We start from the raw sequence: 13,487 nt of genomic DNA on the forward strand, positions 1-13,487 counted from the left end.
TGGCTCGAATTATTTCTTTTCAGCGCGGGCTTTATCAACTAGATAGTCAACAACTTTAGGCACTTTAGCGTCTTCACCCGTTACCACGTATTTGCCTTGTACGACCACGGCTGGTACGCCAGAAAGCTGATAACGTTTAGCGCCTTCTTGTGAGCGACCAATTTTTGTACCAACAGCGAATGAGTTATATAGGCTGTTAAATTTCTTTTCATTCACGCCTTTTGATGCATACCATTTGCTCAATGATGATTGATCAAACAGTTTTTTACCATCTTTATGGATAGCATCAAATAATGCAGAATGAGTTTTGTCTTCGAACCCTAAAAGCTGAGCCGCATAAAAACCGCGTGCATTGGCTTCCCAAACAGGGTTAAGTGCCGCTGGTGTTTTGAAGAATACGACATCTTTGTCTTTAGTCTTTGCCCATTTTTCCATATGTGGATCAAGCACATTACAATGTGGGCAACCATACCAAAAGAATTCACGAACAATGATAGCATCACCGCTGATTTTCTCTGGGTTGTCTAGCACACGGTAATCTTTTCCAGCGACATAGTCTGCAGCTTGTGCGCCCATAGAGGCAAGTCCAATGGCCATGGCTAGACCAGTCAGTGTGATGACACGTTTCATACTTTATCCTTGAGGTGTGGAGACTTAGAATGGGTTAAGAGGTTGGTGTCTATATGGTTGTAAAACATGTGACACTTTAAAATATATAGCTCTTAAAGCGTCTAAACCAGACAGTGTCGAGTATAATCGAACAATAGCAAAGTATCGACTATGATAACGTAAAATGTATGTACTTGTGAATCGCATTCTTAACCGATAGTTGTAAAGCTGTTAGCTATTATTTAAGGTATATTGCTTGTTACTTTCTGAACCTACTGTTTCTCAAACGTCTGCTTTATTTCTATGTAATATTTAAGATAGTCGAAAGTATTAGGATGCGATATTGTCACGAAAATGACAAGCTCTTTTATATTGAGATACTGCCCAAAAAACAGGGTAAAGTTTAAGCCTATTCACAATCGGTGACGATGTGCTTACGACAAAACTGCTACTCTCATGCTAATATTAAATACATAATCATGCACTGTAAACGATAATAACGATAGTGACAATCAAGGAACATACCATGAGCTCAGTTTTAAATTCTTCATCAACTTCGAGTGATCAAAATAACAATAGCACTTTCAATAATACAGAATCTAACACCATCAACGTGGATCCTAGCGAAGTCGAAAAATTTAATAACTTGGCGAGTGAGTGGTGGAGCAACACAGGGGCCTTTGCAACGCTACACGAGATCAATCCATTACGTTTAAATTGGATAGAAGAAAACGTCAAACGTGGCTATCAAAATGCTGCTAATAAAACCGCTGAGCAAGGACTTGCTGGCAAAAAAGTACTCGATGTAGGGTGCGGCGGCGGAATATTGTCAGAATCTATGGCACGCCGCGGGGCTGATGTGACAGGGATTGATTTAGGTACAGAGAACCTAAAAGCTGCTGCGTTACATGCAGAGCAAAGCCAGTTAGAGAATACGCTTCGTTATCAGCATATACCCGTTGAAGAGTTGGCAAAAACGCAGGCTGGTCAGTTTGATGTGGTGACTTGCATGGAGATGCTAGAGCACGTGCCAGATCCTAGCTCGATTGTGCAGGCTTGTTATGAGTTACTGGCTCCTGGCGGCGTCTGTGTGTTATCAACGATTAATCGCAATCCTAAGTCTTATCTGTTTGCCATCGTTGGTGCAGAGTATGTGCTGCGGTTGCTTGATCGCGGCACCCATGACTATGCCAAATTTATTACGCCAGCAGAGTTAGACAAAATGGCACTTAATTCTGGATTTGTTCGTCAGGATATTATCGGTTTGCATTATAATCCGCTGACCAAACGCTACTGGCTTGCCCAAAACGTCGATGTCAATTATATGATAGCCGTACAAAAGCCATTGGCTTGATGCTGCACGCAGCCATTTATGTGCCATACTTTCACTAAACACGTCATCAATCTCAAGAGCATTCACTATGACCCAATTTGTAAAAGCTGTTTTATTTGACCTTGATGGGACATTAATCGATACTGCTGCTGATTTTGTTCGTATCATTGGTAAGATGAGTCTCGAAAATGATTGGCAGGCACCGCCTGAAGCAGAAATCCGTGAGCAAGTCTCTGCGGGTGCCTCAGCTATGGTGCAATTGATGCTAAGACATAACGATCAGCTTGAAGTCAGCGAGGAAGCGTTGCTTGAGTTTCGTCAGCAGTTCTTAGATGATTATGAAGCAGATATCTGTGTCGATAGCTGCGTGTTTCAGGCGCTTGAAGCGGTGCTGACTGAGCTTGAAGCAAAAGGTGTGCCTTGGGGTATCGTTACCAACAAGCCACGTTATTTAGCCGAAAAGCTATTAAGTGAGATGCAACTGGATCAACGCTGTGCGGTTTTGGTCTGTCCAGATGATGTATCACGTACCAAACCAGACCCAGAGCCAATGTATATGGCGCTAGAAAAACTCGGCATCCCTCGAGGCGCGGCAGGCTGCGTGCTCTATGTCGGTGACCATGTACGTGACATTGAAGCTGGCAACGCTGCTGGCATGCCAACGATTTTGGCCGCTTATGGATATATTCCACCTGAAGATCAAAAGTCTTTGAAAAAATGGGGTGCCGACTATATTACGGATACGCCTGAGCAGTTAAATAAATTACTGCTATCGTCTGGTAAGTTTGAGTATTTATAGACTGCTATATATCACCAGTTTTACAACCATAAGCACATATCCTCAACGATTTAATGATAAGTAGTGAGCAATGCCATGAGTGACAATAATAATCAACCAGTCGTTCCACAAGACAATAAAAAAACTGTTCAGAGTCCTATTCAGCCTTTGACACATGATGATATTCGTAGCTTTGTACCGTCAAGTAACTGCTTAGATGGTAAGACTATTTTGGTGACTGGAGCAGGGGATGGTATTGGCCGTGTTGCTGCATTGACCTATGCGCGTTATGGCGCCACTGTCTTATTGTTAGGACGCACTAGTAGCAAGCTTGAATACGTCTACGATGAGATTGAAAGCCTTGGAGGTAAGCAGCCTGCTATGTTGCCGATGAATTTAGAAGGGGCAACTTACGCTGAAATGCAGCAGCTTGAAGGGCTAATCAATAAAGAGGTCGGCCAGTTAGATGGTATATTGCATAATGCTGGTGTATTAGGACAATTGACGCCGCTTGAGATGTATGACGTTGATACTTTCGCCCAAGTGATGAAAGTCAATTTCACAGCGACTTTTATGCTGACTCAAGCGCTATTGCCGTTATTAAAAGATGCTGATCATGGCTCGATCGTCTTTACCTCTAGCACTGTAGGTACACATCCTCGCGCATTTTGGGGTGCTTATGCACTCTCTAAACAAGCAGTAGAAGGTATGAGTGATATCTTTACTCAAGAGACGAAGAACACAACCAATTTGCGTTTTAACTGCATTAATCCAGGTGGTACTCGTACCAATATGCGTGCGCATGCGTATCCAGGTGAAAACCCTATGAGCTTGAAAACACCTGAAGATATCATGGCAGGCTACGTTTGTCTGATGAGTGATGAGAGCATTGGCGTACGTGGTCAAGTCATTGAGCTACAACCAAAAGACTAGTGGCCAAGTTTTAAGTTGAGTCGAAATAACTGCGTCATTCTTTATGGATGATTTTATAAACTATTGCAGGTTGCAATTAATAATAGCTAGCCCCATCTATTTGTTATTAAAGACATTTGTGTTGTCTAATTATAATGAATAAAAAAATAGGATAAGATTATGGCAGGTGGCTGGTCAAGAGATGGTGCTGAGCACGAACAAATGGATGCAACTGTAAATGATGCATTGGAACGCGCGCGACGTTCGTTACCGACAGGTGTGAGTGCTGAGCTGTGTGACGAATGTGGTAAGCCTATTCCAGAGGCAAGGCGACTAGCGGTGCCTGGTATTCAGCATTGTGTTAGCTGTCAGACGGAGCTTGAACAAGAAGCAAAAGCGGCTGAGCTGTTTAATCGTCGTGGTAGTAAAGACAGTCAATTGCGTTAAAAATAGTTAGTTGCGTTGAAAAGAAAGTGCGGACATTGCTAGCTAAAATAGCAATGTCCGCACTTTCTTTGTCTGTTTCTATATAACCAGTGCCATCAGTTCGCGATCGCACTCTTCCCAATCTATCCATATTGATGACGCTTTGGCATCATTCTCAGTTTCTTCTATATCTGTATTGGCAGCATTTGTATCGACAGCATTGTCTAATCGCAAAATAATTTCCAATCGACTATCAGTCTGTGGGTCGATGGTTCTGGTGGTTAGACTACCAGGGTTAAAATTGATCTGCATCCAGCCATCAGAAGTATGTACCACGCCTTTGATACGTTGCCAATTTGGCAATGCTAACAACCAATTCTGTAAATCGTCAGCGTTTAGTATGTAGTGAGCGGGTAGTCGCCATCCAGCCAATTGAAAATCTTGCTGCTCTTCATGGTAGCGATAGGGGAGATCACTATCAGCACTGGTCTGAGGATTGGCCTGAGCCTCGCTCTCATCGGTAGATAGACTCGATGATGACGCAGTTGCTAAAGAGTTAGCTTGAGACTGTAAACCAATCATCAATTTTTGAGGATTAGAAATACTAACTTTTCGTTGATTCGAAATGATAGAGCTGGGCTGATTCAGTTGGTCGTTTAACGTAGACGAATATGCATCTGCTACAAGTTTATTTGCTACAAACTTATCTGATGAATGGACGTCTGAGGAATCTGTTGTCTCAGGTGCAGTTAGTCCTGATGCTGTCCAAATAATTCTTACTTGTGAATTTAGCTTGGTTATCCATTCTACCAAGGCTTGTTTTTCGCTAGTATCTAATTGGGTATAACGATTGATTATCAGCACATCAGAATCACGGACATGCGCTTGAAAACCATCATGGTCACGATACTTAATCTGTTGCCACTGCTTGCCATTCAGTACGGTTATTACCGCATTCATCTGTAAGGCAGTTTGCCAATGCGGCGCACTGAGTTGTAGTATCAGCTCACGTGGATGTGCCAAACCTGTGGGCTCGATTAACAATCGCTGTGGATGATGCTCACTGAGCAGACGACTGATTGCAATCTGTAAGGGCAGCTGACTGGTGCAGCAAATACAGCCACCACTGACTTCACGAATGGCGATATTCTTTTGCTCAAGATCGTTATCTTGGGAGCTTGCAAGGAGTGCTCCATCAATACCGATACGGCCAAACTCATTGATTAAGAGAGCCCAGCGCTCGTCATTCGGTTTCGAGGCCAGTAACTGATTGATTACGGTAGTTTTGCCAGCACCTAAAAACCCTGTCACTAATGTGCAGGGTATATTTTGAAAAATCGTAGGTTTTTTCACAGATATGCTCATCATATTTGCACGTGTTTGTGAATAACCAAACACGGCCTATATTAAAAGAAATTAGATCAGCCAAAAGTTATTCACTCTTGATAGTTTCGACCTCAGCTTCATCAGGAACGAACACATATCCCACGCCCCAAACAGTTTGGATATAACGAGCCTGTGAAGGATTGTCTTCAATCAGACGACGCAGACGCGATACTTGCACATCGATAGAGCGCTCCATCGCACCCCACTCACGACCACGAGCAAGGTTCATCAATTTGTCACGGGTCAACGGCTCACGTGGATGCTGAACTAAAGCCTTTAACACCGAAAACTCACCTGTCGTCAAAGTGACGACATTCCCATCACGTTTGAGCGTGCGAGTCGATAGATCTAGTGTCCATGGACCAAATTCAACCACTTCTAATTGGTGACTTGGTGCCCCTGGAAGCTCACGGTTTTGACGACGCAACACCGCTTTGATACGCGCCAATAGCTCTTTTGGGTTAAACGGTTTAGGCAGGTAATCATCTGCACCCGCTTCCAAACCTGCGATACGATCAGCATCGCCACCTTTAGCAGTCAGCATAATGATTGGAATATCCGCATTGTCTGCACGTAGGCGCTTACAGATGCTAATACCGTCTTCGCCCGGTAGCATCAAATCGAGCACGACCAAAGAGAAAAGCTCACGTTGCATGAGTTTGTCCATTTGACTGCCATCATGAGCAGTACGAACGACAAAACCGTCGTCTTCTAGGAAGCGTTGCAACAAAGAGCGCAAACGAGCATCGTCATCGACGACTAAAATACGCTGAGTCAACGTGTCAGGGCTGTTGTTATCAGTCATACAGGCATCCTTTTATAAAAATTATTGTTATCAGAAAATACAAGTAAATAGCTATGAGCAAAAACACTGCCACTAATTATCATTATTTAATTATTGGTTACGAATAAGCACTTCATAAAATTAAAAACTATTGTTCAATATGTCAGCACATATCAATATTTGTGTTATTGATACTTTAGTGTATAAGATTGCACCGAGAATTGCATCACCCATGATAATAAATGCTGTATGCGTTTGTTTAACAAGTCCATAGGATGTGTGATATAGAACGATTTGCGTCCTAAAAAGCGCAATAAATAACGAAAAGATAAAAAGGATTTTTATTCATGCAGCTTTTGCTATAATGCAAAGCTACATTTCTCAACGATTGATACGTATATGAGTAGCACTGATACCTTAACGTCATCTCAAACCTCGACAAATGCACAGGTTTTAGATGCAACCACACACGCGAATATTCACGACAAGCTTGCTCGCGCGCTTGGCATTAAGACTGCTCAAGTCAATGCGTTTGTCAAACTTTATGATGAAGGCGCGACGGTTCCTTTTATTGCGCGTTATCGCAAAGAGAAGACTCAGAATCTTGATGATGCGCAGCTGCGTGCTTTAGAGAAGTCGCTTAATTATGAGCGTGACATGGCAACACGTCGCCTCAAAATTACTGAGTTGTTAAGCACACAGGGCAATATGACTGACGAGCTACAGACGCGCATTGATAACGCGACTTCTAAGCTTGAGCTTGAAGACATCTATCTGCCATATCGTCCGCGTCGTCGTTCACCTGCTGCCAAAGCTCGCGCCGCTGGTCTTGATACTGCTGCCCAAGCGGTCTTGACCCAAGAAATCACCCCGACGGATGCCTTGGCTGATTATCAAGTCCAGTCAAGTATCACTGATGACAGTGGTAATGAAATCGAGGTTGATTTTAGCGATATCGAAAAACAACTCGCAGGCGTACAAGCCATTATCGTCGATGAGTGGACACAAGCACTGGGCTTGTTGGATAACTTGCGCAGCGGGTTTGCGAAGACTGCCAGTATCGTATCGAGCGTTGCGAGTGAGGAAAAGCGTGAAGTCGGCGAAAAATTCAAAGACTACTTTGAACATAGCGAAAGCCTTGCCCGTCTACCTAACCATCGCCTATTAGCGATGTTACGTGGTCGTCAAGAAAATGTCTTGGGTCTAAAAATTGAAGGCGAAGACGCTCCATTTATCGAAAAGATCATCAGTCATTTCGACGTCGATGCCAAAGCGCCAGCAGAACGCCGTGAGTTTTTGGTAGAAGCAGCCAGTAGCTTATGGAAAGACAAATGGCGTCCGCATATCGAGCATCGTTTATTGACTGAAAAGCGCCTAGCTGCAGAAGCAGATGCGATCGATGTGTTTGCTAGCAATCTACAGCATCTGCTGATGTCTGCGCCAGCAGGTCCTAAAGTGATCTTGGGCGTTGATCCTGGTATCCGTCATGGCGTAAAAATGGCCATCGTCGATGCGCAAGGTCATGTGATGTCAGATAGTGAAGAGAAACCTGTTATTGCGACGGTGTATCCGTTTGCACCTGATAATAAGATGGATGAAGCCAAAAAAGTCATCGATGCGCTGTTGAGCACTTATAACGTTGATTTGGTCGCTATCGGTAATGGTACGGCAAGTCGCGAAACAGATGCGATGATCAAAGAGATTTTGGCTGCGAACGATGCACTCAAAGCCAAAACCGTCATTGTGAATGAGTCAGGCGCATCGGTCTATTCTGCCAGTGAGCTTGCCAGTGATGAGCTTGCTAATCTAGATGTGTCTGTGCGCGGCGCGGTTTCTATCGCACGTCGCTTGCAAGATCCATTGTCAGAGCTCGTTAAAGTGGATCCAAAAGCCATTGGTGTGGGTCAATATCAGCATGACGTCAATCAAAACCAGCTTGCAGATAGCCTTGATAAAGTCACTCAAGACAGCGTAAACGCGGTTGGCGTTGATGTAAATACGGCGAGCCCAGCTATCTTGGCTCATATCGCTGGTCTTAACCGCAATGTGGCGCAGCAAATCGTCACTTATCGCAAAGAGCACGGTGCATTTGATAGCCGTGAAGCGCTTAAAAACGTCCCACGTCTAGGCGCTAAGACATTTGAGCAAGCAGCCGGTTTCTTGCGTATTCATAATGGTAGCAATCCATTAGATGCCACTGGTGTGCATCCAGAGAGCTATGCATTGGTCGATAGTTTACTTGCACAAGCGAGCAAGCCATTGTCAGAAGTCATCGGTAATGATGGCGTGTTAAATACTATCGATACGACTACACTGGCTGCTAATGACGATAATGTCAGCGTAAAAGCGATTATCGAAGAGCTTGCCAAACCTGCTCGCGATCCTCGTCCTGAATTTAAAACGGCCAATTTCCGTGATGACGTCAATAGTATCAAAGATTTGAGCGAAGGTATGACCTTAGAAGGCGTGGTAACGAACGTAACAGCCTTCGGTTGTTTCGTTGACGTCGGTGTGCATCAGGATGGTTTGGTACATATCTCACAGATGGCCAATGACTTTGTCGCAGATCCTATGAATCGTGTCAAACCTGGCGATATCGTTTCGGTACGGGTTATCTCTATCGATGAAAAACGTGGTCGTATCGGCTTTAGCATGAAACCTGAATCTGAAAAACCTGTCCGTACGGCTGCCAAGTCTACGACAGCTAGTACAGATGGTGAGAAAACCAGTCGTCCACGCAATAATAACGCAAATAGTGACCGTCCAAATAATAGCCGTCCAGCTGCTGACAAACGTCCGTCTAAGCCACGTGGCAAACGTCAGGATAAAGACAACGCGAGCAATCGTAGTAAGCCAGTAAAAAATGATAAAGCTGAAGCCTCAAGTAAAATGGGTACATTCGGCGCTTTATTACAAGAAGCTGGTGTGACTAAAGCTAAGAAATAAATACTGCTAAAAATAGCTAAAATTTATAGTTTGGTATAACAAAAAAGGCAGCCATATGGCTGCCTTTTTATATAAGTAATACGCTTACAAACTAATCAAATAAACTAACTATCTGCTTAGCGTGATACAGAGATACGACGGTTTTCTTTAAACTGTACGTTTGCTGGCTGAGTAGCTAATAACTCACCACGCTTGTCTTTTTTCTTTTCTTGCAACGTACTAGCAGCATCTGCAACTTTGTTTTCAGTAGCCGCTTCACCAGCGATTAAAGGCTGATAGTCTGCATTGCTGTGTTGCATATTAGGCGCTTGAGCGTTCTGTACAGGAGCCTGAGCAGTTGTAGCATTAGTCATTGCTGCCGCATTGGTTGTTGCTTGAGCGTTGTTCATCAAAGCTGCGTTATCATCGCGTGCTTCATTATTCATATCGTCAGTTTCGTCGTCCATTTCATCTGCTTCATTATCCATGTCCATATCGACATCAGCAGTATTTGACGCTTCGACATCTACAGCGCCAGGTTGGGTCGCTAGCAACTCACCATCAGGACCTTCTATTTCAGCCTGTACAGTGCTCTCGACAGCAGTATTACGCATATCTGCTGGCATTAGATCGCTATTGTTAACGGGTGCGGCCATTGCCATAGTTGGCAATACAAGGCTGGCGCCGACGATTAGTGATAAAATATTCTTTTTCATTATAAAACTCCATGATACATAATTAGCAATAGTTAAAAACGATAACTCATATTCAATGATGAGCTGTTTTTATTTAAAAGTGTCTACAACTACTGTATGCAAATTATCAACGATGTAGTTTATATTTCAGTAGCAAACTCATTAAGGTTCTAACAGTTTAATGTTTTCTTGTGACGTTATGAAACTGCCATACTTAAAGTCTAGCTAGCACTCTGTCTTTAAATTTTATTAAAGATTCATTAGTAGCAAAGGTTGATTGTGTTATTAAAGCTGTTAATAAGTGAGTCTGTTAATAATAAATATCTAACAATGTCTCTAGTATTAAAAATATGAATATTTGATTGCTTATAGTTGTTATTTGAACTTAGCTGTTTGTTATTAATAGTCTTTTTAAGGCTATCTATCAGTGTTATAGAGAATTATTTTAAAAATTTTTATTTATGATTTAAAGCTAGTGTTTAGATAATTCTTAAGTTCTATTATATAAATCCTTTGATAACATATACTTTATTAAACTAATGTTTACATATAATTTTTCTACAATGTTTATAAAACGATAGTAGCAATATTAGATTAGTGGTTAGTATCATAAAGTATTAAATAATCGGTAAACAGAAACATTGTTCACCAAAAAAGTACGTTATTCTTAATTTAATCTTCGTCTAAATATTTAGAGTAGACAATAAAAAAACCGTATCTCGAAACCAAGATACGGTCGTAAAGACATTGAGCCTTTGTTATCACTCAATAGATTAACTATCAACTACTTTAAAGCTAAGACCAGAATGCGCTTCTAAGCGAGCTATTAGCTTATCACCCATCGCAGATGCTGGTGTCCAGAACCCACCGCCAACGTCCTCTTTGCTGATATCGTGTGCCAAGCATAATGCCGCTTGCGAAATCATGCGAGAAGTACTGCCGTAACCAGGATCTCTATCACCTGTTACTTTAACGGTAATAGTGTCATTTTTGGCCGTTTGTCCAAAGTGACGAATATCAAAGTAGCCGTTCTCTTGCTCGTCTTTAGAAGGGCCTGAGCCAGCTTTTGGTAAGACGTGCTTGGATAGTAACTCGCGACTTGGTTTAATCATCATCGCAGTGGCAAAGCCCAATAAACCTGCGCTCATAGCATAGCTAGACAGTTTTCCTTTGACACCATCTTTCATCCACATCGCTTCGTCATACTTGAAATCGCGACCGTACTCATAGCTGAGCAATTGGTTAGTGCGATGGACGATACGCGTATTGATGGTCGCCATGACGAACGGTGCTAACCAACGCTTATGGTTGCTGTCATATACCGGTTTGCTAACATTATCCTGACGTACGTTTGGTGCGTTGGCATCATCGTTTAACAGGTATGGATTGGCCACTTGTTTGCGACGTGCTTTGTCCTCACCAGCTTCTTCAAATATTGATGCCATCGATGCGATAGTACCGCCTGAGATCCCACCTTTCGCTGCTTTGACACGCATATGAATGACATTACAGGTCTCGCCGAACTTTTCTTCTGCCTTGGCTTGGGTAAAGTACGCGCCCAAATCTGACGGGATAGAGTCAAAACCACAAGAGTTTACGATACGGGCACCACTTTGCTTGGCAGTGTCTTGGTACTTGTCCATCATATCTTTAATGAAAATAGCCTCACCAGTAAGATCGACGTAATCTGTACCGTTTTCAGCACAAGATTTAATCAGTGGCTCACCATATTTCAGATATGGGCCGACAGTTGAGATGATGACTTGAGTTTGCTTTGTCATCTTATCAAGGCTGGCAGCATCGTTACTGTTGGCAATAATAATGTCTACCTTGCTCTCAAGTTTGGCCTGCAACTTATTGAGTTTATCTTCATCACGACCTGCGATTGCCCATGATACATTTGAGCCATCTTCGTTCTTATTATTTGATAAAAAATTGGTTAAATAGTGGGCAGTGATCTGACCGACGAAGCTTGTCGCACCATATAGAACAACTGCATAAGGGCGTGTGTCGCCGCTGGTTTTTTGTATAGGGGTTTCAGTATCCGTATTGGTATCCATATGTATTGTCCTTAATAGATTTGAGAATAAGTGGATAGTAAACTATAAACCAAGTCGTTTGATTAGGTTAGAGGTTTGTGAGGTCGCTACAGTTTATAGTTTGCAGCCTACCTCCCATACGACATTGCATATAACGTTAGAAATTTAAAATAGTTATGCATACAGTTAGAAGAGTAGCGTTCAGTAAAAGAGTATTCAATAAAAGCACATTCAGGTAAAAAGCGCTTAGTTTAAGAACTCTCAGTTAAATAACGCTGTATTCAGAAATATAATTCTATTTCGAAAATATCATCTATTAAGGAAAAAGAGGTATGAGACATTAACAGTTACTACAAACTTTACATAACCTACCGATATTATTACTAAAATGAACGTTTTTTAGAGACGAACATTGCTAATCTATAAGCGTAAACAGTAATAACTAGCATTAGATAAAAACAAGTTAAATAGATGCTATATAAATTCTAATATCTGTTTTTTACCATTATTTGAGGAGAAGATTATGTTTCGTTGGGCTATTATTTTTGCAGTGATCGCATTATTAGCGAGTTTCCTAGGTTTTGGCGGTGTCGCAGGATTGTCTGCTAATTTGGCATACATTTTCTTAGCAGTCGCTGTGATTTTGTTTATCGTTGCCTTTGTCAGTCGTAAAATGTAAATACAGCTTATCGTTGTAAATACCTACTATAAAAAAGACCCTCAATTGAGGGTCTTTTTTTGTCTGCTTCAACTATGATAATCAGTACAGAACCAAGATAATTAGTATCAAGGTATGCATTATAGACTTTCTACTACAACCGTTTAGGCTGAATAATATGCTCCATACGCTTGGCTAAACGAATATCCAGACTAGATATACCACTTGTATCGTGGTTGGTTAAACGAACCTCTACGATATTGTAGGTATTACGCCATTCTGGATGGTGCTCAAGCGCTTCAGCATGAAATGCCGCTTGATTCATAAAGCTCATAGCCTCGATAAAATCGCTAAAGTGATAGGTCTTGACGATGCTATTGCCGTCACGCTGCCAACCAGCAAGCTCTTCTAGCTGTAGATTGATTTGTTTGTCAGATAAACTACTCATATTAATAACCTTTATTGTTATGTCGAATTGGTTTATTAAAAGTGGTGCTGGGGTATGTCTCCTATGCTAAATAAATATTTGCATATTTTTCTGCTTCACCCGATATCACTTAACTGAACTTAGTTAACGAATTAGTTGAACCTAACTACGTAGCCAGTTAAATCAAATCTTGATACTCAGGATGTTTGCTAATGTATGACGCGACAAATGAGCATTGTGGTATCACTTTCTTGTCTTGCTCACGTGCATAATTCAATGCGTGCTTAACGAGTGCTGAACCAACGCCTTGACCGCCTAATTGCTGCGGTACGATAGTATGATCGTAGACCAATTTGTCAGCACTGTCCTGATAGCTAATATAACCTGTCTGACCGTCGATAGATGTCTCAAAGCGGTTCGCTGCTTGATTATGAACAATGTCTAGATTTGATTTAGAGGCTTGATTACTCATTAATATACTCCATTTCTTATTATCAAATTTTTATTAGTAACTA

At 41.9% G+C, this 13,487-nt stretch carries 13 protein-coding genes; 6 read left to right on the forward strand and 7 right to left on the reverse strand.

What is annotated here, in order from left to right:
- Positions 1-9 precede the first annotated feature (9 nt).
- Positions 10-630, reverse strand: coding sequence for a thiol:disulfide interchange protein DsbA/DsbL (locus tag JMY00_RS04765; RefSeq protein ID WP_201579302.1), 621 nt, complete (start codon positions 628-630; stop codon positions 10-12).
- A 505-nt stretch (positions 631-1,135) separates the two neighbouring features.
- Between JMY00_RS04765 and ubiG the strand changes: the two genes are divergently transcribed.
- From ubiG to JMY00_RS04785, 4 genes are all read left to right on the forward strand, one after another.
- The gene (ubiG, locus tag JMY00_RS04770; protein ID WP_201579303.1) at positions 1,136-1,963 is read left to right on the forward strand and encodes a bifunctional 2-polyprenyl-6-hydroxyphenol methylase/3-demethylubiquinol 3-O-methyltransferase UbiG; all 828 of its coding nucleotides are present in this window, start codon (positions 1,136-1,138) and stop codon (positions 1,961-1,963) included.
- A gap of 67 nt (positions 1,964-2,030) precedes the next feature.
- On the forward strand, positions 2,031-2,741 hold the full coding sequence (locus JMY00_RS04775) for an HAD-IA family hydrolase (protein ID WP_101204604.1): 711 nt from the start codon (positions 2,031-2,033) through the stop codon (positions 2,739-2,741).
- A gap of 75 nt (positions 2,742-2,816) precedes the next feature.
- The gene (locus JMY00_RS04780) at positions 2,817-3,653 is read left to right on the forward strand and encodes a YciK family oxidoreductase (RefSeq protein ID WP_240990653.1); all 837 of its coding nucleotides are present in this window, start codon (positions 2,817-2,819) and stop codon (positions 3,651-3,653) included.
- A gap of 159 nt (positions 3,654-3,812) precedes the next feature.
- Entirely contained in the window at positions 3,813-4,079 is a 267-nt protein-coding gene (locus tag JMY00_RS04785; protein WP_101204603.1) for a DksA/TraR family C4-type zinc finger protein, read from the forward strand.
- 78 nt (positions 4,080-4,157) lie between these two features.
- On the opposite strand, the gene JMY00_RS04790 is transcribed toward JMY00_RS04785, so the two are convergent.
- A complete protein-coding gene (locus JMY00_RS04790; RefSeq protein ID WP_201579337.1) occupies positions 4,158-5,423 on the reverse strand; it encodes a GTP-binding protein in 1,266 nt (421 codons plus the stop codon).
- A gap of 67 nt (positions 5,424-5,490) precedes the next feature.
- A complete protein-coding gene (ompR, locus tag JMY00_RS04795; RefSeq protein ID WP_201579304.1) occupies positions 5,491-6,249 on the reverse strand; it encodes a two-component system response regulator OmpR in 759 nt (252 codons plus the stop codon).
- 378 nt (positions 6,250-6,627) lie between these two features.
- On the opposite strand from ompR, the gene JMY00_RS04800 reads away from it, so the two are divergent.
- Positions 6,628-9,174, forward strand: coding sequence for a Tex family protein (locus JMY00_RS04800; RefSeq protein WP_240990655.1), 2,547 nt, complete (start codon positions 6,628-6,630; stop codon positions 9,172-9,174).
- A 116-nt stretch (positions 9,175-9,290) separates the two neighbouring features.
- Here JMY00_RS04800 and JMY00_RS04805 read toward each other — a convergent pair whose 3' ends face one another.
- Positions 9,291-9,869: a hypothetical protein gene (locus tag JMY00_RS04805; RefSeq protein ID WP_201579305.1), complete on the reverse strand. Its 579-nt coding sequence runs from the start codon at positions 9,867-9,869 to the stop codon at positions 9,291-9,293.
- A 752-nt stretch (positions 9,870-10,621) separates the two neighbouring features.
- A complete protein-coding gene (locus tag JMY00_RS04810; RefSeq protein ID WP_201579306.1) occupies positions 10,622-11,908 on the reverse strand; it encodes a saccharopine dehydrogenase NADP-binding domain-containing protein in 1,287 nt (428 codons plus the stop codon).
- Between the two features lie 502 nt (positions 11,909-12,410).
- Here JMY00_RS04810 and JMY00_RS04815 point away from each other — a divergent pair.
- Complete coding sequence (locus JMY00_RS04815; RefSeq protein WP_082624527.1) at positions 12,411-12,566, forward strand: DUF1328 domain-containing protein; 156 nt, start codon at positions 12,411-12,413, stop codon at positions 12,564-12,566.
- Between the two features lie 133 nt (positions 12,567-12,699).
- Here the strand turns inward: JMY00_RS04815 and JMY00_RS04820 are convergent, their stop codons facing one another.
- Both JMY00_RS04820 and JMY00_RS04825 read right to left on the reverse strand, forming a co-directional pair.
- Entirely contained in the window at positions 12,700-12,993 is a 294-nt protein-coding gene (locus JMY00_RS04820; protein ID WP_201579307.1) for a 4a-hydroxytetrahydrobiopterin dehydratase, read from the reverse strand.
- Between the two features lie 157 nt (positions 12,994-13,150).
- Entirely contained in the window at positions 13,151-13,444 is a 294-nt protein-coding gene (locus tag JMY00_RS04825; RefSeq protein WP_201579308.1) for a GNAT family N-acetyltransferase, read from the reverse strand.
- Between the last annotated feature and the right edge of the window lie 43 nt (positions 13,445-13,487).

It is taken from the genome of Psychrobacter sp. Pi2-52 (assembly GCF_904846705.1).
In the GTDB taxonomy this organism is placed as follows: Bacteria; Pseudomonadota; Gammaproteobacteria; order Pseudomonadales; family Moraxellaceae; genus Psychrobacter.